Source organism: Marivibrio halodurans, assembly GCF_017963645.1.
Classification (GTDB): domain Bacteria; phylum Pseudomonadota; class Alphaproteobacteria; order UBA8366; family Aestuariispiraceae; genus Marivibrio; species Marivibrio halodurans.
Window position 1 is genome coordinate 870,847 of record NZ_JAGMWN010000001.1, and the last position, 22,651, is coordinate 893,497.

The following is a 22,651-nucleotide window of genomic DNA, read 5'->3' on the forward strand; positions in this document are numbered from 1 at the left end:
TAGACAGGAAGCAAGGCTGATATCCTGGGCGCGAAGCCGCGCGCGGTGGCCATGCGTCCGATTTCCACGCGCTTCGCGATCGAGGTTCACTGAATGCGCGCATTGAAGTTCTTCGGGGTTCTGGTCGGCCTTTTCGTCATCGTCCTGATGCTGGGCGTCGGGGGGGCGATCTATGGCTTATGGCACTATGGCCGCGACCTGCCGGACTATAAGCAGTTGGCGGACTATCAACCGCCGACATCGACGCGGGTGCATGCGGGGGACGGACGCCTGCTGGCGGAATTCGCGACCGAAAAGCGCGTCTTCGTGCCGATCGAGGCGATGCCCCGCAAGGTCATCGAAGGCTTCATCGCCGCCGAGGATCAGAACTTCTTCCATCACGGCGGCGTGGATTTCGTGGCGCTGACGCGCGCCGTGCTGGTCAATATCCAGCATTACATGAACGACCGCCGGCCGATCGGCGCCTCGACCATCACCCAGCAGGTGGCCAAGAACTTCCTTCTGACCAACGAGGTCTCGATCGAGCGCAAGATCAAGGAGGCCATCCTCGCCTTCCGGATCGAGCGCGCGCTGTCCAAGGACCGGATCCTCGAACTTTATCTGAACGAGATCTATCTGGGCGTCGGCTCCTACGGCGTGGCGGCGGCCGCGCTCAACTATTTCGACAAGAGCCTCGACGAGTTGCGGGTGGACGAGATCGCCTATCTCGCCGCGCTTCCCAAGGCGCCCAACAACTATCACCCGACCCGCCGGACGGCGGCCGCCGTGGCGCGGCGCAACTGGGTCTTGAGCCGCATGCGCGAGGAAGGCTTCATCGACGCGGCGACGGAGCGGGAAGCCGCCGCCCGCCCGCTCGAGGTGCGCGAGCGCAGGAACGTCGACGTCTTCGCGGCCGATTATTTCCTGGAGGAGGTCCGGCGCGAGATGATCGGCCGCTTCGGCGAAAGCGGCCTCTATGAAGGCGGGCTCTTCATCCACACGACGCTCGACGCGACGTTGCAACGCTATGCGCGCGAGGCGCTGCGCGACGGGCTGGTCGCCTATGACCGCCGCCACGGCTGGCGCGGCCCGGTGACGACGATCGACATGGCGGGGCTGAACGATGGGCCGAATGCCTGGGCGCAGCCGCTCGCGGATGTCCCCAACCCGCTCGGCAATCCGGGCTGGCGGCTGGCCGTGGTGCTCTCGGTAGACCCGTCGGAGGCAACGCTCGGGCTCGTCGAACTCGACGACAGCGGGGTCGAGACCGGCACCATTCCCGTGCGCGAGCTTAACTGGGCGCGCGCCCACAACGGTTATGACGACCCGCTCGGCCCCAGCATCCAATCGGCCAAGCAGGTGCTGAACCCCGGCGATGTCGTCCTGGTCGAGAGCGTGCGCGAGGGCCGCCCGAAGGAGGAGAACGGCCCGCCGGTGGAGTATCCCGAAGGAACCTACACGCTGCGCCAGATTCCGGAGATCAGTGGCGCCGTAACCGCGATGGACCCGCATACGGGCCGCGTGCTCGCCATGTCCGGCGGGTGGAGCTTCGAGCTCAGCCAGTTCAACCGCGCGACCCAGGCGGAGCGTCAACCCGGCTCCTCCTTCAAGCCCTTCGTCTATCTGACGGCGCTAGAGAACGGCTTCACCCCGGCGACGATCATCCTCGACGCGCCCTTCGTGATCGATCAGGGGCAGGGCCTCGGCAAATGGAAGCCGGCCAATTTCAGTCACAAATTCTATGGGCCGAGCCCGATGCGCATCGGCATCGAGAAATCGCGTAACCTGATGACCGTGCGCCTCGCCCAGGCCGTCGGGATGGAGAAGATTTCGGCCACGGCGGCACGCTTCGGCATCAAGCAGGACATGGCCCCGCAACTGGCCATGGCGCTCGGCGCAGCGGCCGTGCGCCCCATCGACATGGTCAGCGCCTATTCCGCGCTGGTCAATGGCGGCAAGAAGGTCGAACCGACCCTGATCGACCGCGTGCAGGATCGACATGGCCGGATCGTCTATCGGCACGACCGCCGCGATTGCCCGAATTGCGACGCCGCCTTCTGGGACGACCAATCCGTGCCGGCGCTGCCGGATACGCGCCCGCGGATCGCCTCGGCCACCAGCGCCTATCAGATCGTGACCATGCTGGAAGGTGTGGTCCAGCGCGGCACCGGACGCAGCATCAGCACGATCGGCAAGCCACTCGCCGGCAAGACGGGCACTTCCAACGATTCCCGCGACACCTGGTTCATGGGCTTCTCGCCCGATCTCGTCTTCGGCGTGTTCGTCGGCTTCGACACCCCCAAGCCGCTTGGTCGGCAACCCTGGGGGGGACAGGAAACGGGATCGTCCGTCGCCGCCCCGATCTTCAAGGAATTCATGGAAAAGGCGCTGGCCGACAAGCCCGCGATCCCCTTCCGCACGCCACCCGGTATCCGGATGGTGCGGATCGACGCGGAAACCGGCACGCTCGCCAAGCCGTCCAGCCGCAACGTCATTACCGAGGCCTTCAAGGTGGGAACGGAACCGGGCGCCGACGCCCGCGGCACGGTATTGGACGGCGGCGGCCTGGGATCGGACGGCGATGCGACGGCCTCCGGCTCCGAATCGATCCCCGTTCCATCGACCGGCGAGGCGCCCACGGGCCTCTATTGAACCGATCCGCCTCCCCTCGGCCTACGCCGTGCGGATCGATATCACGGCCTTGCATCCATCTCCCCGGCGAATTCACGGTAGAAGTCCTGGGCACGGGCCAAAAGGTCGCGCACACGCGCGGTCTCGTCCATCTTGCTCCGCGTTTTCTCGTTGATTTTATGCCCGAAATGGGCGCGAGCCTCTTCCAACCCGAGGCCACATCCTGGGAATCCCGCGTCCAGTAGTGGGCCCAATCCTTCCTCCCGCCCCTCGAACAGGGACTCACTCGCGATCGCGAGATGAGCCCTTTCCCCCAGCGCGGTGCCCAACCCCCGCCAGAAATGTTCCGTGAAGGCGAGATACCAGCCGACATGCCGGGGTAATTCAGGGAAAAGCGCGCGGCCGTCGAAGGCGACCCCGTCCCCCTCGCCGCCCGGATCGAGACGATAGGGCAAGGAGGCGATCTGCGCCCCCGCATATTGACGTTTCGCGATCATCGAGCCGATGACCGCCTTCGGCGCGCGGCGGAGATGCAGGAACCGGGACCGCGGGAAGAGCCCCGCCAGGACCGGCGCGAAAATCGAATCCCAATGGCTGACCAGCACCGGTGTCTCGCCCCGCCGATAGGCGGCCGCCAGTTCCGCGATCCGGCAGAAAAGGAAAAGCTCGACGAAGGGACGCGCCTGCTCGGCTCCCGTCTCGCCCTCGATCAGGAAGCGCGTCATCGCCCAGCGATGTCGCGGCCCCGTTACCCAGGCATAGGAATGGAAGGGGCAATAGGGCGTCCCTTCGAGAAAATCGGACAGCGCCGTCGTTCCCGCCCGGCCGGTCGAGATCACCTGCACCGGATCGCCCGCATCCGGCGCATGCGCGGCCCGGATCGCCGCCAGGGCATCGAGCGCCCGCGCGATCTTCGGCGTGTCCTTCAAGGCCGCGACCGCATCAACCACCGCCGCGACACGCGCACCGATATCGATCGAGAAGGCATCCGTGGGCGGCGTGAACCCCGTGACGGCCAAGGGGGACTTCCGCTCCGTCAGCCTAGGTTCCGCGATCCGCCCAGGCCCCCATGGCGGCGTCGATCCGATATGCTTCGCGCGGCGCACCGCCCCCTCCCCCGGCAGGGGCAACCTCTCGGCCATCTCAGGGCTCGGCGCGCGACGGAAGCTCTCATAGGCGAGCCAATCGGGGGCAACCGTCAGCCCCGCCCGAGCGAGCAGGGCGCTCACCCCGGTCCCCTCCTCTCCATCCGTCGCCCGGAACAGAGCCTCCACCATCACGCGTTGATGCCCCGCATGCGGCGCCTCTCCTTGCGTGCGGACCAAGCGCGCCAGAAGCTCCGCCGCCTTTCCGGCTTGCCCCGCCTGAAGCATGCAGCATGCGGCATAGGCCAGCACATTCGGGCGCGACGCATCGGCCCGGATCGACACACGCCCCTGGGTCAGCAACGCGCCGTTACCGCTTTCATAAAGGGCGTACAGCAACATCGCGGCCCCCTCCTTCGGCAAAAGCGACACCGTCGGATTATCGAGCCCATCGGCAAGTACCCGGTCGAGGTCGCCCAGGACGCAAGCCGTCTGCAGGAAAATATTCAGCGCCTCCACCGGCATCTTCGCGGCGGGGCCGAAATCCGCGTGCAACGCCATCACATCATAGGGACTCTGCGTGCGAACGGCGGTCCAGAGGGGGGAGAGATCGGTCGTCATCGGACCCTCAATACCCGAATCCCGCGCCGCGCGAAATGGCGGCGGGGCCCTCTTTACGCCGACGGTCACATCGCGTATCCCCGAGCCTGTTCGGTGACGGGGTGGAACGTCGTTCGCCCGGCACCCGCTGACGAGAAGGAATTCACGAGCCATGCGTGCGGAAACCCAAGCGGTCGTCGACGAGCTGCGGCAGTCGTTGACGCTGCTGAGGAGGCATCTTTGACTGGGATGCGTCCAATAAGCGGCTGATGGAGCTGAATGCGCGGGTCGAGGACCCGACGCTCTGGGACGATCCCGAGGAGGCGCAGAAGGTGATGCGCGAGCGCGCGGCGCTCGATTCCTCCATCGGCGGGTACAAGGCCCTGGAAAAGGGCCTCGACGACAATCTGGAACTGATCGAACTGGCCGAGGCCGAGGGCGACGAGGATGTGCTCGCCGAGGCCGAGAGCGCGCTCGCCGCGCTCAAGGCGCACGCGGCCAAGCTCGAAATCGAGAGCCTTCTTTCCGGCGAGGCGGACGGGAACAACTGCTTTCTGGAGGTCCATGCGGGCGCCGGGGGCACCGAGTCGCAGGACTGGGCCTCGATGCTGCTGCGTATGTATTATCGCTGGGCCGAGAAAAAGGGCTACAAGATCGAGCTGATCGAGGAGAGCCCCGGCGAGGAAGCCGGGATCAAGTCGACGACGCTGAAGATCGCGGGCCACAACGCCTATGGCTGGCTTAAGACGGAAACCGGCGTCCACCGGCTGGTCCGGATTTCCCCCTTCGACAGCCAGGCGCGTCGGCACACGAGCTTTTCCTCCGTTACCGTCTCGCCCGAGATCGACGACAATATCGAGATCGAGATCGAGGATAAGGATCTGCGCGTCGATACCTATCGCGCGTCGGGCGCCGGCGGGCAGCACGTCAACCGAACCGATTCGGCCGTGCGCATCACCCACCTGCCCTCCGGTATCGTGGTGCAGTGTCAGAACGACCGCTCGCAGCACAAGAACCGGGCGACAGCCATGAAGATGCTGCAGTCGCGCCTCTATGAGAGCGAGTTGAAGCGACGCGAGGAAGCGGCGGCGGCGGATTACGACAACAAATCGGAAATCGGCTGGGGCCACCAGATCCGCTCCTACGTCCTACAGCCCTATCAGATGGTGAAGGATCTGCGCACGAACGTGGAAACCGGCAATCCGGACGCGGTGCTGGACGGCGATATCGACCGCTTCCTGGAAGCGGCCCTCGCCGCCAAGGTCGACGGCGGCACGGAGGACGGCGAGGTAGCGGAGGCCTGACAGCGGAGGCTTGGCGAGAGCGGTCTGGCAGGGGCGCCTCGGCAGCCCCGCCGCGCTTCCCCGCCCGTCTCCGGCTTACTTGCCGTCGATCTGATTCACGGCCTCGGCCAACAGTTCTTCCATCCGCTTACGGACGAGATGCTCCGAGGCGTCGACCCCCTTGCTGGTGAGGTCGCCGACGACCTTCTCCACGACGTCATCGTCGCCGGGACGTTGGAAATCGGCGTCGACCACCTCCAGGGCATAGGCCGCAGCCTCGTCGCCGCTCAGGCCGAGCTGTTCCGCCGCCCACAGGCCGAGCAGCTTGTTCCGGCGCGCGATGGCACGGAAATCGTGCTCCTGATCGCGGCTGAACTTCGCCTCGAAGCTTTTCTCACGGTCGTTGAAGGTGGTCATGGCTCGGGCCTCCTTATCGCTCCGGGCGGTCTATCACGGGGACGGCGTCGCGTCCGGGCCAATTCATAGCGCCGGTACAGCGCCCCTTCAACCGGCTTCACCCCACGAGGGCATACGGTTTCATGACATCATCGGGACAGACGCGCCTTGCGCTGGATCAAGCCCTGGGAGAATCGTCCCCGGTCAGTTGGTCCGCCGGTCGGCCCGGTCAGAAGACATCGCAGCGCAGCCGAACGATATCCTCCGGCATCAACGGCATCCGATCGCGGTCCATCGGGTCCAAATGATAAAGGCTTATGCCGATGACATAATCGGGCGGAGACATTCCTTCCGCTTCGCCGGCAAGCGGCATCAAAAGCCGGTGGGCTTGATAAACCGACTGGGCGCTGAGCCGTTCCCGGCTGCCGCCATAATGAATGAAGGGCGTTCCGACGATTTCCCGCCAGCGTCCGAGTATGGTCGGATGATCAGCCTTCCCAACCACTTGGCGCAATGTCATGCCGCGAATACTGTGGCCCCAGGCTTGGTTGACGCTTTCTCCCGCCAGGCGGCAGACGAAATCCCCTAGCGCGGGCTCGTAGCGATAGAGCCAGACCATCGGCAACAGGGCCGCCACGGCGAGTGGATCGAACGCCGTCTTCCGCGGTACCGGCGCACCGTCGCGTGCCGCGGCCCAGGCGTCGAGAAACGCGACCAACCGCGTATCAGCCCTATGCAGCCGGTCCAGAAAGGCTGATCGTTCGTCCATGCCACCCCACCGACACGTCCCATTGCCCCCCGGCCACCGAACCAACGACGGTGGGCAATTGTGCCAGGGCACCGCTGTTGCTATAGGGGCATGGATGGGTCCCGACCATCCGGCCGGACGCGAAACGCATCACTGACGATTGGAAAGCACAATGGCGCGCCGTAGGCAACTCTATGAAGGCAAGGCCAAGGTTCTGTTCGAGGGGCCGGAGCCCGGCACCCTCGTCGCCCACTTCAAGGACGACGCGACCGCTTTCAACAATCAGAAGCGGGGCACCATCACGGGCAAGGGGGTGCTGAACAACCGAATCAGCGAGTTCCTGATGCTGCGTCTGCATGAGATCGGCATCCCCACCCATTTCATCCGCCGGCTCAATATGCGCGAGCAATTGATTCGCGAGGTCGAGATCATCCCGATCGAGGTGGTCGTGCGCAATGTGGCCGCCGGATCGATGACCAAGCGTCTGGGCGTGCCGGAGGGAACGGCGCTGCCGCGCTCGATCGTCGAATTCTACTATAAGAACGATGAACTCGGCGATCCGATGATCACCGAGGAGCATATCACCGCCTTCGGCTGGGCGAGCCCCCAGGATATCGACGACTTCCTGGCGATGACGCTGCGGATCAACGATTTCCTGACCGGCGTCTTTCTCGGCATCGGCATCAAGCTGATCGATTTCAAGCTGGAGTTCGGCCGCATCTACGACGAGAACGGCGATGTGCGCATCGTCCTCGCCGACGAGATCAGCCCGGACAATTGCCGCCTGTGGGATATCGCGACCGGCGAGAAGATGGACAAGGACCGCTTCCGCCGCGACCTCGGCAATGTCGAGGGCGCCTATCAGGAGGTGGCCCGCCGCCTCGGCATCCTGCCCGAAGGGGCCTCTCTGGAGGCGATCGACGGCGACGCGGAATAGACGCGTGGGCGGCAAGCCCCCTTTCCTTTGGACGAGGACGCGCTAGCTCCGTCGCATCATAGGATCGATCGGACGCGCAGCCCAATGGACATGACCCTCGCCTTCCCTGTCACCGCGCTTTACGCCGGGCTTCTCGCCATTCTTCATGTGATCCTGGCGGGCCGTATCCCACCCTTGCGCTACAAGGCGAAGGTGGGAATCGGCGACGGCGGTGACCCGGCATTGACGCGTGCCATCCGTGTCCATGGCAATTTCATCGAGAACGTGCCGATCGCCCTCGTCGTCATGGCGCTGGCGGAAGCGAACGGGCTTGGCCCCTGGACGCACCTCCTCGGCGCGCCGCTGCTGATCGGCCGCGCGGCGCATGCCGTGGGCTTGGGGCGAAGCGCGGGGCCGTCCGCGCTCCGCCTGATCGGCATGGTGACCGCCTGGGGGGTCATCCTGCTGGGCGGCCTCGTCTGCCTCGCCCAGGTGCACCATCTGCTCTGAACGGGCCGCCTTTCACCCACCGTGGCGCGCGCGGCTGTCCGTCGGGGCCTCTTCCCGGTCGAACAGGCCGTAATCGCGCAACACCGCCGCGACACGCAAACGGTAATCGGCGAAAAGGCCGTCGCGTCCCCGCGCCTGCGCCGAGCGGTGGGCCTCCAAGGCACGCCAGCGCCGCACCGCCTCCTCATCCTCGAAGAAGGACAGGGAGAGGAGTTTCTCCGGGTTCGTCAGGCTCTGGAACCGCTCGACGGAGATGAACCCTTCCACCTCCTCCAAGAGGGGGCGCATCCGGGCGGCGATGGCGAGATAATCGTCGCGCCGCCCCTCGGCCGGCGTGACCTCGAAGATGACCGCGATCATGGGGCTTCTTCCTCTTTCGTGTAAGCGTGCGGGTGGGACACGCATTTCAGGAATGTCCGGTCCTCCCGCAACAGGAATTTCTCCGCCTGCGCGAACTCATAGTTCTCGCGGCCCAGCGGGTCCGCCGCGAGGCGCGCGCGATACGCCTCGTAGGCGGCCAGACTCTCGATATTATAAAGGCCGTAGGCCAGCGTGCTCGACCCTTCGTGCGGCGCGAAATAGCCGATCAGATCGGCCCCGCATCGCGGGATCGCCTGCCCCCAGGTGCGGGCATAGCGGGCGAACGCCTCCTTCTTCGTCGGATCGATATGATAGCGGATGACGCAGGTAATCATGGCGTATGTCCGTCTCCTTGATTGATGATGGACAGCCTAGCCGATTGCCCGACATCAATGCTTCGATTAACATCGAACCATGAAGGAAGGACCGGACATCGCCCGCATCGCCGCGCTGATCGGCGACCCCGCGCGCGCCAACATGTTGGGCGCGCTGATGAGCGGCAAGGCCCTGACCGCCAGCGAACTGGCGGCGGAGGCCGGAATCACCCTGCAGACCGCCAGTTCGCATCTGGCGAAGCTCGAGGGCGGCGGCCTCGTCCATCCGCGCAAGCAAGGACGGCACAAATATTTCTCCCTGACGGGATCGGACGTCGCCGCCGTGCTGGAGGGATTGATGGGCCTCGCCGCGGGTGCCGGCCATCTGCGCACGCGCACAGGCCCGAAGGACGCCGCGCTCCGCCGGGCGCGCCTGTGCTATAACCATCTGGCGGGCGACATGGGCACCCGCCTCTTCGACAGTTTGATCGCGCGCGGGCATCTGCGACGCGACGGCGGAGATTTGGTCCTGACCGAGGCCGGAGCGGTCTTCGCCCACGATTTCGGAATCGACCCGGATGGGCTGCGGACGGGCCGTGCCGCGCTCTGTCGCGAGTGCCTGGATTGGAGCGAGCGACGCTCTCACCTCGCCGGCAGTCTGGGCCGCGCCTTCATGTGCCGGTTCGAGGAATTGGGCTGGGCGCGCGCGGACAGGACCAACCGCGTCGTGACCTTCGCGCCGCATGGGGCGCGGCAATTCGCGGCCCTGATCGGATCGGCGGACGCATAACCTCTTAATCTCGCCCCCATGGAGCATGACGATGGACGCCCCTTCGCCGCATCTGACCGGTATTCTGCTCGCCTATGGCGTCTTCACCGTCGGCATCTTCAGCCCCGGCCCGAATATCCTCGCCATCATCGGCACCGCCATGTCGGAAAGCCGTCGTGCCGGAAAGGCACTTGCCCTCGGGATCGCGACCGGCTCCTTCCTGTGGAGCATGCTCGCCTGGCTCGGCCTGACCACCCTCATCGCCGCCTATGCGGACTTGATGACGACGATCCGGATCGCCGGTGCGCTCTATCTTTTCTGGCTCGGTTTCAAGGCGTTTCGATCCGCCGCCCGGTCCGGGCCGATCCCCGCCGCCGGGACGGGCGGCGCGACGACGCTCATGGGCTTGTTCCGACGCGGACTGACCATCCAGATGACCAATCCGAAGGCCGCTCTCACCTGGACGGCGACGATGTCGCTGGCCGTCACGCCGGACGCGCCGATCTGGGTCGGGGCATGCGTCGTCGTGGGGGCGACGCTGCTCTCCTTCGCCGGTCATCTCGGCTATGCCCTCGCCTTCTCCACGAAGCCCATGGTCGCGGCCTATCTGAGGGCGCGGCGGTGGATCGAGGCGGGGCTCGGCCTCTTCTTCTGGAGCGCGGGCGCGAAACTCCTTTCAGACCGCGCCTGACATTCCGACGCGTTTCCGTCGCTTTTTGGCGGTCATGCCGGGGAAGTCGTCATAGGATTGGGAAACTCCTTCGTCCGACAGCCGTCATCCGTGTCAAAGCATGGCCTTCTCCACGCCCAAAGCCGTTTTCCACCCTTTCCTCGCCATCGCCGCGATCGTCGGATCGATCACGCTGTTGCAGATCGGCAGCGGGACGCTGATCGCGCTGATGCCGCTGAAGATGGCGGCCGCCGACCTGCCGACGCGCGATATCGGTTTCGTCTCCACCGGCTACGCGGTCGGCTTCATGGGCGGATGTCTGTTCGCCACATGGTTCGTGCGCTGGATCGGCCATGTGCGCGCCTTCGCGGCGCTGGCGGCGGTGCTGGCGGCGATCACGCTGGCCTTCACCATCGGGGTCGACAGTTGGCTGTGGACCGGGCTGCGCGCGTTGATGGGCTTCTGCATGGCGGGACTGATGACGATCGCGGACAGCTGGGTCTCCGCCCAGACGCCGAAAGGCCAGCGCGGCCACGTCATGTCGGTCTATATGATCCTGAACAAGCTGGCGCTCAGCGGCGGGCCGCTCTTGCTGACCCTGGGGGAAATCGCCGGTCCCGGGTTCTTCATGGCGATTTCCGCGATCTTCTCCCTCTCCATGCTGCCGGTCGCCTTCACCCACGCGCCGCTGCCCAACCTGCCGCCCGCGGAGCGGATGGGGCTCGTCGGCGTCTATCGCACGGCGCCGGCGGCATTGGTCGGCTGCATCGCGATCGGTTTGATGAATTCGGCCGTGCTCAACCTCGCCCCGCTCTATGGCGCTCGGATCGGCCTGACACCGGCGGCCGCGGCCGGATTGCTGACGGCGTTCCAACTCGGCTCCCTTATCCTGCAATGGCCGATCGGTTGGCTCAGCGACCGGATGGACCGGCGCCGGGTCATCGTGGGCGGGGCGCTGGCGGTGGCGGCGGTTTCCTTCGCGCTCGGCATCGGCGGCGGCGCCTTCGGGCAGGGCTGGCCGCTCTTCGCGATGGTCGGCCTATGGGGTGGCTGCGGGCTTTCCATCTACGCGGTCTGCATCGCGCATGCGAGCGACCACGCGGAGCCTGACCAGATGGTCGCCCTCTGCTCCAGCCTGATCCTGGGCTGGGCCGTCGGCTCGGCGATCGGTCCGACCGCCGGGTCCTTCGCGATGGAATGGCTCGGGTCGGGTGGCCTGTTCCTCTATGCCGGCGTGGTGGCGTTGCTGATGGCGGGTTTCGTCGGCTATCGCATGACGCGCCGCCGGGCCAAGCGGCCGGAGGAACGACGGGGATTCGTCAATGTTCCGGCCTCCAGCCCCGCGATACCGCGCCTCGACCCGCGCACGCGGCGCGCCATGGCGGAAAGCGTGGACGAGGCGCTTGGCGCCGACCCGGACGGGCCGAACGGCGGAGACCAGGGAAGCGGCGACGCCGAACCACCGCGCTTCCGGCCCAGCACGCGCTGACCCGCCCGCATCACGGCGCGACCGGCATGGAAAGCGGCGGCGCCGCCCCCTCGGGTAATTCCAATTAACCGCGCCATGCTCTAGCTTCCACGCCATGGACGTCCAACGCATCCCCATCCTCCTCGGCCCGACGGCGAGCGGGAAATCCGCCCTCGCCCTGGCGGCCGCCGAGGCCTTCGACGGCACCGTCATCAACGCGGATTCCATGCAGCTCTATCGTGAGTTGCGGTTGCTGACCGCGCGGCCGAGCGTGGCGGAGGAAGCGCGCGCGCCCCACAGTCTCTACGGTATCCTGGACGGGTCCGACCCCTGCTCCGCCCATCGCTGGCGCGGCCTCGCGACGGAGGCGATCCGGGAGACGCTGGCGCATGGCCGCCTGCCGATCCTGGTCGGCGGAACCGGCTTCTATATCAAGGCGATCGCCGAGGGCCTCTCCCCCATGCCGGAAATCCCGGAGACTGTCCGCACGGCCGTGCGCCGGACGATCGAGCGGGACGGCGCGGCGGCAAGCCATGCGCGCCTCGCCGGGATCGATCCCGCAGCGGCCGACCGCATCGCGCCGGCCGACCGCCAACGCATCGCCCGCGCGCTGGAGGTCTTCGAGGCGAGCGGCCGCCCCTTGAGCGCCTGGCAGGCGGAACCGCCCGCCGGCCCGCCGCCGGGTCTGCGCTTCGCAACCGCCGCCCTGATCCCCCCGCGCGAGATGCTGGTTCCCCGCATCGAGGCCCGTTTCCACGCGATGATGGCGGAAGGCGCGCTGGCGGAGGTGGAGGCGTTGCTGGCCAAGGGCCTGCCCGCCGACGCCCCCATCATGAAGGCCGTCGGCGTCCCGGAACTGGGTGCCATCCTGACGGGCACCGCGACATGGGAGGCGGGCGTCGCCAACGCCATCACCGCCACGCGCCGCTATGCCAAGAGACAGGCGACCTGGCTGAAACGGCAAATAATTTCCGATATTTCGATAAATGAGAAATATTCGGAAAAATCAATGGATCGGTTTTTTGCATTTATTCGCTCAAATGCCTTGACCCCCTAGAACCCCGCGCCTATGGTGCGCCGCCGCAATGAGGCGGAAAGCCCCGGAAATCCGGGACTTAGCCGACCTTCACGCGGGGTCGCCTCCCCCTTCACTCGATGCTATCGTCCCGGGAGGAAGGGCAGGAACCTTTACGTTTTGGATTCGCAGGACAAGGGACTGGAACGATGGATACGACGGAAATGACGGGCGCCGCCATGGTGATCAAGGCTCTGGCCGATCAGGGCGTCGACGTCGTATTCGGCTATCCGGGCGGCGCGGTCCTGCCGATTTACGACGAGTTGTTCAAGCAGAACCGCATTCGGCATATCCTGGTCCGGCACGAACAGGGCGCCGTCCACGCGGCGGAGGGGTATGCACGCTCCACCGGCAAGCCGGGCGTGGTACTGGTGACCTCCGGTCCCGGCGCCACCAACGCGGTGACGGGCCTGACCGACGCGCTGATGGATTCGATCCCGATCGTCTGCCTGACGGGGCAGGTGCCGACGCATCTGATCGGCAACGACGCGTTCCAGGAATGCGACACGACCGGCATCACGCGCCCCTGCACCAAGCACAATTATCTGGTGAAGGACGTTAACCGGCTGGCCAGGACGCTGCACGAGGCCTTCTATGTCGCCACCACCGGCCGGCCCGGTCCGGTCGTGGTCGATATCCCGAAGGACGTGCAGTTCGGCAGCGGCACCTACGCCGCGCCCGAGGGCAAGCAGAAGCACAAGACCTATCAGCCGCAGGTCAAGCCGGATCGGGAACGGATCGACGCGGCCGTCGACATGCTGCTCTCCGCCAAGCGGCCGATCGTCTATGCCGGCGGCGGCGTGGTGAATGCCGGCCCGGCGGCGAGCCAGTTGCTGACGGAATTCGTGCGGATGACGAACTTCCCCTGCACGCTGACGCTGATGGGCCTCGGCGCCTTCCCCGCGCGGGAGCCGCAATATCTCGGCATGCTGGGCATGCACGGCACCTACGAGGCCAATTGGGCGATGCATGACTGCGACGTCATGCTGTGCATCGGCGCGCGCTTCGACGACCGGATCACGGGCAAGCTCGACGCCTTCGCGCCCGAGAGCCGCAAGATCCACATCGATATTGACCCCAGTTCGATCAACAAGAACGTGGCGGTCGATCTGCCGATCGTCGGCGATTGCGGCTATGCGCTGGAGGATCTGATCAAGGTCATGCGCGCGCGCCACAAGAAGCCGGACGAGGAGGCGCTGGCCGACTGGTGGCGCCGGATCGACGAATGGCGGGCGAAGAAGTGCCTCTCCTTCGAGACCAACGACGCGGTCATCAAGCCGCAGCAGGCGATCCGCCGCCTCTATGAGATGACCCGGGATCGCGGCGACGACGTTTACATCACGACCGAGGTCGGCCAGCATCAGATGTGGGCGGCCCAGCATTTCGGCTTCCAGAAGCCGAACCGCTGGATGACCTCCGGCGGGCTGGGCACCATGGGCTACGGCCTGCCGGCGGCGGTCGGCGTGCAGCTCGGCCATCCGGACGCGCTGGTGGTGGATATCGCGGGCGAGGCGTCGATCCTGATGAACATTCAGGAGCTTTCGACCGCCGTTCAGTACCGGCTGCCGGTCAAGGTCTTCATCCTCAACAACAAATATATGGGCATGGTCCGCCAGTGGCAGGAACTGCTGCATGGCGGGCGCTATTCCGAAAGCTATTCGGAGGCGCTGCCCGATTTCGTGAAGCTGGCGGAGGCCTATGGCCTCAAGGGCCTGCGCGCGACCAAGCCCGACGAGTTGGACGGGCTGATCGAGGAAATGCTGGCCCATGACGGGCCGGTGATGTGCGACGTGGCGGTCGATCCGACCGAGAACTGCTTCCCGATGATCCCCTCCGGGGCGGCGCATAACGACATGCTGCTCGCCCCCGTCGCCGAAGGCGAGGAGGCGATCGGCGCGGAAGGCAAGATGCTGGTGTAGGACGATGCCCGACGGAACGATTGGAAAAAGCGGCCGCGGCGGCAAAGGCGGAAAATCTTGGGGGAAACGCGCGATGGCGAAGACCGGAACGGTGGACCAGCCCGGGGCGGCCTATACCTTCGACAGCCAGGAAAAGCCGGTGCGCCGGCATACCTTCGCGGTGATCGTCGATAACGAGCCGGGCGTGCTCGCCCGCGTCATCGGCCTGTTCTCCGGCCGCGGCTACAATATCGAGAGCCTGACCGTCTCCACCGTCACCGAGGACGCGACGGTCAGCCGCATCAACATCGTCACCACCGGCACGGAGATGGTGATCGAGCAGATCAAGGCGCAGCTCCAACGCCTCGTGCCCGTGCATAATGTGCACGACCTGACGTTGGAAGGTCCGCATGTCGAGAAGGAACTGGCGCTGGTCAAGGTCAAGGCGAAGGACCATAACCGGCGCGAGAGCCTGCGGATCGCGGATGTCTATCACGCCCAGGTGGCCGACACGACGCTGGAGAGCTTCGTCTTCCTGATCCACGGCTCGACCGAGAAGGTGGACAGTTTCATCGAACTGATGGACGCCCTCGGCGAGACCGAGGTCGCGCGCTCCGGCGTCGTCGCCATCTCTCGCGGGGCGGAAATCACGCCGGTCTGACCCGCCCCCCCCCCGGCGGGAACAAGAAAGGCCCCGGACAACCTCCGGGGCCTTTCGCTATTCGTTTCGGCGGATGCCGGCGCGCCTCAGGGCGAGGCCTGCATCCGCGTCATCTCGTCCTTGAGAGCGAGCTTCTCCCTCTTGAGCTTGTGACACATCGATTCGTCCGGGTGCGGACGGATCTCCTCGCGGTGCAACATCTCATCGATCTGAGCGTGTTTCGCCTTGAGGCTTTCGATGCGATCGGTCTTGCTCATGGGATATACCCTCCGCTGGTTGCCGATGAACCGAGCGGGCCGACCCGTGGAGCCGGCGTGAACGCCGATTGGCGTTTCCTGCCGGACGCGGTCCCAATCCCCGAGCGGCGGTTGCCCGGCCTGCCACGGAGACGGCGATCGCGCCCTCAATCGGCGGGCGGTGCGCCCATGTTTTCAGCGCCGGGCCTTACGGAAGCCGACCCGATCGTCGCGTTGCTTTTCATTGCCACGCGGCCTAGTAGGATAGCCGAAGCGGCGCGAATGTGAAGGGCGAGAATATGGCAATCGACACCGTATCACGACGGATGATCGTCGGCCTGACCGGCGCGTCGGGCATCGTCTACGGGATCGAGACCCTCAAGGCGCTCCGCGCGGTCGGCGTGGAAACCCACCTGATCATGAGCAAGGCGGCGGAGATGACGCTGGCCTACGAAACCGATCTGAAGGCGCGGGACGTGCGCGCGCTCGCCGATCACAATCACGCGATCGGCGATGTCGGTGCCCCCTGCTCCAGCGGCAGTTTCGCAAATGACGGCATGATCGTCGTCCCCTGCTCGATGAAGACGCTGGCGGAAATCGCGACCGGCGTCACCCCGACGCTGCTCAGCCGCGCGGCCGACGTCACGTTGAAGGAGCGCCGCCGCCTCGTCCTGTTGACGCGGGAGACGCCGCTGACGCAGGTCCACCTCCAGAACATGCTGACGGTGACCCAGATGGGCGGCATCATCGCCCCGCCCGTCCCCGCCTTCTATGCCAATCCAAAATGCCTGGAGGACATGGTGGCGCATACCGTAGGGCGTGCGCTCGACCTCTTCGGGATCGATACGGGCGGGGTTCGCCGCTGGAAGGCGGCCGGGACGGAGATAGGCGGGGCGGAGATGGGCCCCGGAACGAACCGTTCCGGCGGCTGACACCGGCTCTTCACTTTGCAAGCCGGACATGCGTCCGATATCGTGACGCGTGAAATTCACCCGGGATGCTTTACTCAGCACCCTTTGCCCAGCATTCGGAGATATTATCCATGCGCCGCACCCGGCAGACGAAGATCGTGGCCACCCTCGGCCCCGCGACATCCAGCGCGGCGATGATCGAGAAGCTATTCATGGCGGGGGTCGACGTGTTCCGCCTGAATTTCAGCCATGGGGAGCGCGCGGACCACAAGAAGCGCTTCGATACCATCCGGCAATTGGAAAACGAGACCGGGCGTCCCATCGCCATCCTGCTGGACTTGCAGGGGCCGAAACTGCGAATCGGTACCTTCAAGGACGGACCGATCGAGTTGGAGGTCGGCGCGCGCTTCCGGTTCGACCTGGAGGATAAGCCGGGCGACGGAACGCGCGTGCGCCTGCCGCACCCGGAGATCTTCAAGGCGCTGGAGCCGGGCACCGACCTGTTGCTCGACGACGGGCGGCTGCGCCTGACGGTCGAGACCTGCGACGAAAGCCATGCCGAGTGCACCGTCGCCGTCGGGGGTGAGTTGAGCGAGCGCAAGGGAGTCAACGTCCCGGGCGTCGTGCTGCCGCTCTCCCCCCTGACGGAGAAGGACCGGGCGGATTTGGATTACGGGCTGGAACTCGGCGTCGACTGGGTCGCGCTCAGTTTCGTGCAGCGACCGGAGGACATGGCCGAGGCGGCGGAGATCGTCCAGGGCCGCGCCGGCCTGATGGCGAAGCTGGAGAAGCCGGCCGCCATCGACAAGCTGGACGAGATCGTCGACCTGTCCGACGCCATCATGGTGGCGCGCGGCGACCTGGGCGTGGAGATGCCGCCGGAGGACGTGCCCGTCCTGCAACGCGAGATCGTCCGATGCGCCCGGCGGGAGGGAAAACCCGTCGTGGTCGCGACCCAGATGCTGGATTCCATGATCGACATGCCGGTACCGACCCGGGCCGAGGCGTCCGACGTCGCGACGGCCGTCTATGACGGGGCGGACGCGGTCATGCTGTCGGCCGAGACGGCGGTCGGCGATTATCCGGTCGAAACCGTCACCATGATGAACCGCATCATCGAACGGGTTCAGAAGGACCCGTTCTATCGCGAGACGATGAACACCCAGCGCATCGCGCCGGAGGCGACGACGGCCGACGCCATTTCCGCGGCCGCGCGGCAGATCGGCGATACGATCGAGGCCAGCGCGATCGTCGCCTACACGACCAGCGGCTCCACCGCCCTGCGCATGGCGCGGGAACGGCCGGCGCGTCCGATCATCTCCCTCACCCCGCGTGAGGCGACGGCGCGTAAGATGTCGCTGGTCTGGGGCGTGCATTCGGCCCGCGCGCCGGACGCCCACGACCTTGACGACATGATGCAGACGGCCATGCATCAGGCCAGCATCGACGGTTTCGCGGGGGTCGACGACCGTATCGTCATCACCGCGGGCGTTCCCTTCGGAACGCCGGGCAAGACGAACCTGTTGCGTATCGCGCGCCTTCAGTAGAAAGATCGGACGGCGGGAACGACGGGCAGATGCCGCTCAGGCGGCGGCCGTCGCCTTGAAGCTCTCCCGCGCGGCGACCGCCGCCCACCAGGCGGTCCATCCCGGCCGCTCCGCGAAAAGATGCCGGCCCTCCGGCGTCTCCAGCAGCAGGGCGGCCATCGGGGCCGCCATGAGGTCGGCAAGGCACGGCGTCGCGCCCAGGAAGAAGGGGCCCTCCGTCGTGCCCGCCGCCACGATATCGGTGATGGCGTCGAGGACACGGGCCGCCTTCGGCACCGCCTGGGCGATCCGCGCCTCGTCCGGCGGATCGCGCTCGACCCGCTGCACATGGATATCCCACACCCAGGAGCGATAGGCGTAATTGTCCAGGATCGACTGAATCTGCACCATCCGGGCACGGGCGGCGGGCTCCGGCGGCTGCAACGCCGGTCCCTCGAACCCTTCATCCACATAGCGCAGGATCGCCACCGTCTCGTAGAGCGCGATGTCACCATGGGCGAAGGCGGGAATCCGCCCGAACGGGTGCCGACGCAGATAGTCGGCCGGCGGCCCGCCTTCGGCGAAGATATCGACGCCCTCCAGCCGATAGGGCACGCCCTTCTCCGCCAGCGCCATGCGCGCGGCGCGGACATAGACACTATAGGCGGCGCCGAAGAGAACCGTTTCCGTCATGGCTCAGAGCAACACGATGCTGGCGAGGCCGAGGAAGACGAAGAATCCGACGACATCCGTCACCGTCGTCAGGAAGACGGTGGAGGCGACGGCCGGGTCCTGTCCCATGCGTTCGATACCCAGCGGGATCAGTGTTCCCGCCAAGCCCGCGATCAACAGATTGGTGACCATCGCCCCCGCGATCACCGCGCCCAGGACCGGATTGGCGAACCAGATCCAGGCGACCACCCCCATGATGATCGCGAACAGCAGGCCGTTGATTCCGCCGACCAGGACCTCCTTCCAGACGATCTTGAAGGCATTGGCGGCGGTCAGTTCATTGACTGCCAGCGCGCGCACCGCGACCGTCAGGGTCTGCGTACCGGCATTGCCGCCCATGGAGGCGACAATCGGCATCAGCACGGCCAGCGCGACGGCCTTGCTCAACGCATCCTCGAACAGCGCGATCACCAGCGAGGCCACCACCGCCGTCCCCAGATTGACCAACAGCCAGGAGAAGCGCAGCCGCGTCGTTGAGAAGACGTCGGAGAAGAAATCGTCCGCCGACACGCCGCCCAGCTTCAGCATATCCTCCTCGGCCTCCTCGTCCATCACGTCGACCACGTCGTCGACGGTCAGGACACCGATCAGCCGCCCGCTCTCCTCCACCACCGGCGCCTCGACCAACCCGTACTGGCGGAACAGGAAGGCCACGTCCTCCTGATCCATGTCGCCGGGGATCAGCTTAGGCTCCTCCTCCATGATGGAGGAGACGGCGACCACCCGCCGCGCGCGCAGCAGCTTGGAGAGTTGCAATAGACCGACCGGCCGATAGGCCGGGCTGACGACGACGATATTGTAGAAATCGTCGGGCAGTTCGATTTCCTCGTCGCGCATATAGTCGATGGTCTGGCCGACGGTCCAGAAATTGGGGATCGTCACCACCTCGTGCCGCATCAGGCGGCCGGCGGATTCCTCCGGATAGCTGAGGCTGCGTTCGTAGAAGGCGCGGTCGGCCGCCGGCACGGCGCGCAGCACGGCCTGTTGGCGTTCCTCCGGCAGATCCTCCAGCAGGTCGACTGCGTCGTCCGATTCCAGGTCGGCGACGATGGCCGCCAGTTGCTTGACCGTCAGGACATCGACCAGATCGTCGCGCACGCCGTAATCGAGATAGGAGAAGACCTCGTAATCCAGGTCTTCCCCCAACGCGCCGACGAGGCCGACCCGCTGGTCGTGGGTCAGGCGCTCCAGAAGGTCGGCGAGATCGGCGGCATGCAGGTCATCGACCAGTTCGCGCAGACGCTCCGCCGGCTCCCCCTCGTCGACGGCGCGCGCGCAGGCATCCACCGTCTCGTCGTCGAGACCGTAAAGCTCGTCGAACGCGTCCTGATCCTCCGGTGGCTTGGCCGGCATGTCCCCGGACGTCTCGTCGGGTGGACGCTCATCCTGCTTGACGTCGGACATGGCTGGCGCCCCCGCCTTCCCCGCAATCCGCCTGCGGTGTTGCGATGCGCGCCACCGGCCGTTCAGCCGCCGGCGCGTTCCTCGTGAATTTGGGCATCGACGACCGCGAGCGCCGTCATGTTAACGATGCCGCGCGCGGTTACCGATGGAGTCAGAACATGGGCCGGCTTGGCCGCCCCGACCAGTATCGGCCCGACGGAAAGTCCGTCTCCCAGCATCTTGACGCTGTTATAGGCGATATTGGCCGCGTCCAGCGTGGGCATGATGAGCAGATTCGCGCGCCCTTCCAGCCGGGAGTCGGGGAAAATCGATTCGCGAAGCTCCGGGTCCAGCGCGGAATCCGCATGCATCTCCCCCTCGACCTCCAGGTCCGGCCGGCGCTCCCGCAGGATGGCGACCGCGTCGCGCACGCGCTTGGCGGAGGGATGATCGGAAATGCCGAAGTTCGAATGGGACAGCATCGCGATCTTGGGCGTGATGCCGAAGCGGTTCACCTCCTCCGAGGCAAGTTCCACCAGTTCCGCCAATTCCTCCGAACTCGGCTCGTAGGAAACCTGGGTGTCGGCGATGAAATAGATGCCCTTGCTGAGGATCAGCATGTTCATCGCCGACATGTCGTGGGCATCCGAACGGCGCCCGATGATATCGGCCACATGCTTATAATGCTTGGAGAATTGGCCCGTCGTGCCGCAAATCAACGCGTCCGCTTCCCCCAGATGCACCATCAGCGCGCCGATCACGGTCGTGCGCGTGCGCACCTCCTCGCGCGCGAGGTCGGGCGAAACTCCCTTGCGCCCCATCAGCCCCTGATAGGTCGTCCAGTAGGTCTTGTAGCGCGGATCGCTCTCCGGATCGCAAAGCTCCACATCCTCGTCGATGCGAAGCCGCAGGCCGAGGCGGTCGATCCGTTGCTGAACCACGCTGCGCCGCCCGATCAGGATCGGCCGGGCGATGCCGTCATCCACCACGACCTGGACCGCGCGGAGGACACGGGCCTCCTCCCCTTCCGCGAAAACGACGCGCTTGGGGTCGCGCATCGCGCGGTCGAAAACCGGCTTCATCACCGTGCCGGAGCGATAGACGAATTCCGACAGCTTCTGGCGATAGGCCTCGAAATCATCGATCGGACGGGTAGCTACACCGCTTTCCATCGCCGCCTTCGCGACCGCGGGCGCCACCTCCAGGATAAGGCGCAGATCGAACGGCTTGGGAATCAGATGCTCCCGGCCGAAACCGCCGATCTCGCCATAGGCCTTGGCGACGACCTCCGTCACCTCCTTGCGGGCAAGCGCCGCGATCGCCTTGGCGCAGGCGACCTTCATCTCCTCGTTGATCGCGGTCGCGCCGACATCCAGCGCCCCCCGGAACAGGAAGGGGAAGCACAGCACATTGTTGACCTGGTTCGGATAGTCCGAACGCCCGGTCGCCATGATCGCGTCGGGACGCACCGCTTGCGCATCCTCCGGCCAGATCTCCGGCGTCGGATTGGCGAGCGCGAAGATCAGCGGGTCCGCCGCCATCTTCTCCACCATCTCCTTCTTCAGGACGCCGGGCGCGCTCAACCCCAGGAAGACATCCGCGCCCTCGATCACCTCGGCCAGATGACGGGCCTCCGTCTCCTGGGCGTAACGCGCCTTGTAGGGGTCCATCTCGTCGACGCGGCCCTCATAGACCACGCCGGCGATGTCGCAGACCGTGATGTTCTCCCGCCGGGCGCCCATATTGACCAGCATGTCCAGACAGGCCAGCGCCGCCGCGCCCGCGCCGGAACAGACGATACGCACATCCTCGAACCGCTTTTTCACCAGTTCCAGCGCGTTGAAGACAGCGGCGGAGACGATGATCGCGGTGCCGTGCTGGTCATCGTGGAAGACGGGGATATTCATCCGCTCCTTCAGGCACCGTTCGATCTCGAAACACTCCGGCGCCTTGATGTCCTCCAGATTGACGCCGCCGAAGGTCGGCTCCAACGCCGCGACGATATCGCAGAATTTCTCGACCTCGCGCTCATCCACCTCGATGTCGAAGACGTCGATACCGGCGAATTTCTTGAAGAGGACGGCCTTGCCCTCCATCACCGGCTTGGAGGCGAGCGGCCCGATCGACCCCAGCCCCAGAACCGCCGTGCCATTGGATATGACGGCGACCAGATTGCCGCGCGCGGTGACGGTGGCGGCCTCCGCCTCATCCTCCACGATGGCGCGGCAGGCAGCCGCCACGCCCGGCGAATAGGCGAGGCTAAGGTCGCGCTGGTTCGCCATCGGCTTGGTCGCCGTAACCGACAGTTTCCCCGCCGGCGGCATGCGATGGTACTTCAGCGCCTCGTCGTCGAAATTCTCGGCCATGGCTGGTAGGCGTCCCCCCGTAACAGGCTCAGCTAGCATTGGGGCTTAAGCTATAGGGGGCGTGCGAAAAGCGAAAGACCGGGCTGCGGCAGGAACGCGACCGCGACGATAATTCCGATAAAGACGAAAAAGCC

Annotated in this window: 21 protein-coding genes; 12 read left to right on the forward strand and 9 right to left on the reverse strand. The window is 65.9% G+C overall.

Annotated elements, in window-relative coordinates:
- Positions 1-93 precede the first annotated feature (93 nt).
- The gene (locus KAJ83_RS03900; RefSeq protein WP_210680682.1) at positions 94-2,631 is read left to right on the forward strand and encodes a penicillin-binding protein 1A; all 2,538 of its coding nucleotides are present in this window, start codon (positions 94-96) and stop codon (positions 2,629-2,631) included.
- Positions 2,632-2,672: 41 nt separating this feature from the next.
- On the opposite strand, the gene KAJ83_RS03905 is transcribed toward KAJ83_RS03900, so the two are convergent.
- Complete coding sequence (locus KAJ83_RS03905) at positions 2,673-4,316, reverse strand: hypothetical protein (RefSeq protein ID WP_210680683.1); 1,644 nt, start codon at positions 4,314-4,316, stop codon at positions 2,673-2,675.
- A gap of 151 nt (positions 4,317-4,467) precedes the next feature.
- On the opposite strand from KAJ83_RS03905, the gene prfB reads away from it, so the two are divergent.
- Positions 4,468-5,599 (forward strand): peptide chain release factor 2 gene (gene prfB / locus KAJ83_RS03910; protein ID WP_210680684.1). Its coding sequence is split into 2 segments (ribosomal slippage): positions 4,468-4,536 and positions 4,538-5,599, totalling 1,131 coding nucleotides; the frame shifts between segments, so codons are not numbered across the junction.
- A 75-nt stretch (positions 5,600-5,674) separates the two neighbouring features.
- Here prfB and KAJ83_RS03915 read toward each other — a convergent pair.
- Positions 5,675-5,995, reverse strand: coding sequence for a DUF1476 domain-containing protein (locus KAJ83_RS03915; protein ID WP_210680685.1), 321 nt, complete (start codon positions 5,993-5,995; stop codon positions 5,675-5,677).
- Positions 5,996-6,203: 208 nt separating this feature from the next.
- Positions 6,204-6,743 carry a PAS domain-containing protein gene (locus KAJ83_RS03920; protein ID WP_210680686.1) on the reverse strand — a complete coding sequence of 180 codons (540 nt, stop codon included), beginning with the start codon at positions 6,741-6,743 and terminating at the stop codon, positions 6,204-6,206.
- A gap of 151 nt (positions 6,744-6,894) precedes the next feature.
- On the opposite strand from KAJ83_RS03920, the gene purC reads away from it, so the two are divergent.
- Together purC and KAJ83_RS03930 are read left to right on the forward strand one after the other, a co-directional pair.
- Positions 6,895-7,659 carry a phosphoribosylaminoimidazolesuccinocarboxamide synthase gene (gene purC / locus KAJ83_RS03925; protein ID WP_210680687.1) on the forward strand — a complete coding sequence of 255 codons (765 nt, stop codon included), beginning with the start codon at positions 6,895-6,897 and terminating at the stop codon, positions 7,657-7,659.
- An 84-nt stretch (positions 7,660-7,743) separates the two neighbouring features.
- Positions 7,744-8,148 carry an MAPEG family protein gene (locus tag KAJ83_RS03930; protein ID WP_210680688.1) on the forward strand — a complete coding sequence of 135 codons (405 nt, stop codon included), beginning with the start codon at positions 7,744-7,746 and terminating at the stop codon, positions 8,146-8,148.
- A gap of 12 nt (positions 8,149-8,160) precedes the next feature.
- Here the strand turns inward: KAJ83_RS03930 and KAJ83_RS03935 are convergent, their stop codons facing one another.
- Positions 8,161-8,508, reverse strand: coding sequence for an antibiotic biosynthesis monooxygenase family protein (locus KAJ83_RS03935; protein WP_210680689.1), 348 nt, complete (start codon positions 8,506-8,508; stop codon positions 8,161-8,163).
- Complete coding sequence (locus KAJ83_RS03940) at positions 8,505-8,843, reverse strand: NIPSNAP family protein (RefSeq protein WP_210680690.1); 339 nt, start codon at positions 8,841-8,843, stop codon at positions 8,505-8,507. Before KAJ83_RS03940 ends, KAJ83_RS03935 begins: the two co-directional genes overlap by 4 nt.
- Before the next feature lie 79 nt (positions 8,844-8,922).
- Here KAJ83_RS03940 and KAJ83_RS03945 point away from each other — a divergent pair, with 79 nt between their 5' ends.
- The 6 genes from KAJ83_RS03945 (at position 8,923) to ilvN (ending at position 15,363) form a co-directional block, all read left to right on the forward strand.
- Positions 8,923-9,612: an ArsR/SmtB family transcription factor gene (locus KAJ83_RS03945; protein WP_210680691.1), complete on the forward strand. Its 690-nt coding sequence runs from the start codon at positions 8,923-8,925 to the stop codon at positions 9,610-9,612.
- Positions 9,613-9,643: 31 nt separating this feature from the next.
- A complete protein-coding gene (locus tag KAJ83_RS03950; protein WP_210680692.1) occupies positions 9,644-10,282 on the forward strand; it encodes a LysE family transporter in 639 nt (212 codons plus the stop codon).
- Between the two features lie 100 nt (positions 10,283-10,382).
- On the forward strand, positions 10,383-11,750 hold the full coding sequence (locus tag KAJ83_RS03955) for an MFS transporter (RefSeq protein ID WP_210680693.1): 1,368 nt from the start codon (positions 10,383-10,385) through the stop codon (positions 11,748-11,750).
- A 94-nt stretch (positions 11,751-11,844) separates the two neighbouring features.
- Entirely contained in the window at positions 11,845-12,786 is a 942-nt protein-coding gene (gene miaA, locus KAJ83_RS03960; protein WP_210680694.1) for a tRNA (adenosine(37)-N6)-dimethylallyltransferase MiaA, read from the forward strand.
- Between the two features lie 167 nt (positions 12,787-12,953).
- Positions 12,954-14,723 carry an acetolactate synthase 3 large subunit gene (locus tag KAJ83_RS03965; RefSeq protein WP_210680695.1) on the forward strand — a complete coding sequence of 590 codons (1,770 nt, stop codon included), beginning with the start codon at positions 12,954-12,956 and terminating at the stop codon, positions 14,721-14,723.
- A gap of 73 nt (positions 14,724-14,796) precedes the next feature.
- Complete coding sequence (ilvN, locus tag KAJ83_RS03970) at positions 14,797-15,363, forward strand: acetolactate synthase small subunit (RefSeq protein ID WP_210680696.1); 567 nt, start codon at positions 14,797-14,799, stop codon at positions 15,361-15,363.
- 86 nt (positions 15,364-15,449) lie between these two features.
- On the opposite strand, the gene KAJ83_RS03975 is transcribed toward ilvN, so the two are convergent.
- Entirely contained in the window at positions 15,450-15,620 is a 171-nt protein-coding gene (locus KAJ83_RS03975) for a YdcH family protein (RefSeq protein ID WP_210680697.1), read from the reverse strand.
- 278 nt (positions 15,621-15,898) lie between these two features.
- Between KAJ83_RS03975 and KAJ83_RS03980 the strand changes: the two genes are divergently transcribed.
- Positions 15,899-16,531, forward strand: coding sequence for a UbiX family flavin prenyltransferase (locus KAJ83_RS03980; RefSeq protein WP_210680698.1), 633 nt, complete (start codon positions 15,899-15,901; stop codon positions 16,529-16,531).
- A gap of 110 nt (positions 16,532-16,641) precedes the next feature.
- On the forward strand, positions 16,642-18,057 hold the full coding sequence (gene pyk, locus KAJ83_RS03985; RefSeq protein ID WP_210680699.1) for a pyruvate kinase: 1,416 nt from the start codon (positions 16,642-16,644) through the stop codon (positions 18,055-18,057).
- Between the two features lie 36 nt (positions 18,058-18,093).
- Here the strand turns inward: pyk and KAJ83_RS03990 are convergent, their stop codons facing one another.
- From KAJ83_RS03990 to KAJ83_RS04000, 3 genes are all read right to left on the reverse strand, one after another.
- Positions 18,094-18,729 (reverse strand): glutathione S-transferase family protein, encoded by a 636-nt coding sequence (locus tag KAJ83_RS03990; RefSeq protein WP_210680700.1) that lies wholly within the window; start codon positions 18,727-18,729, stop codon positions 18,094-18,096.
- Between the two features lie 3 nt (positions 18,730-18,732).
- Complete coding sequence (gene mgtE, locus KAJ83_RS03995) at positions 18,733-20,172, reverse strand: magnesium transporter (protein WP_210680701.1); 1,440 nt, start codon at positions 20,170-20,172, stop codon at positions 18,733-18,735.
- A gap of 62 nt (positions 20,173-20,234) precedes the next feature.
- Positions 20,235-22,517 (reverse strand): NADP-dependent malic enzyme, encoded by a 2,283-nt coding sequence (locus KAJ83_RS04000; RefSeq protein WP_210680702.1) that lies wholly within the window; start codon positions 22,515-22,517, stop codon positions 20,235-20,237.
- Positions 22,518-22,651 lie beyond the last annotated feature (134 nt).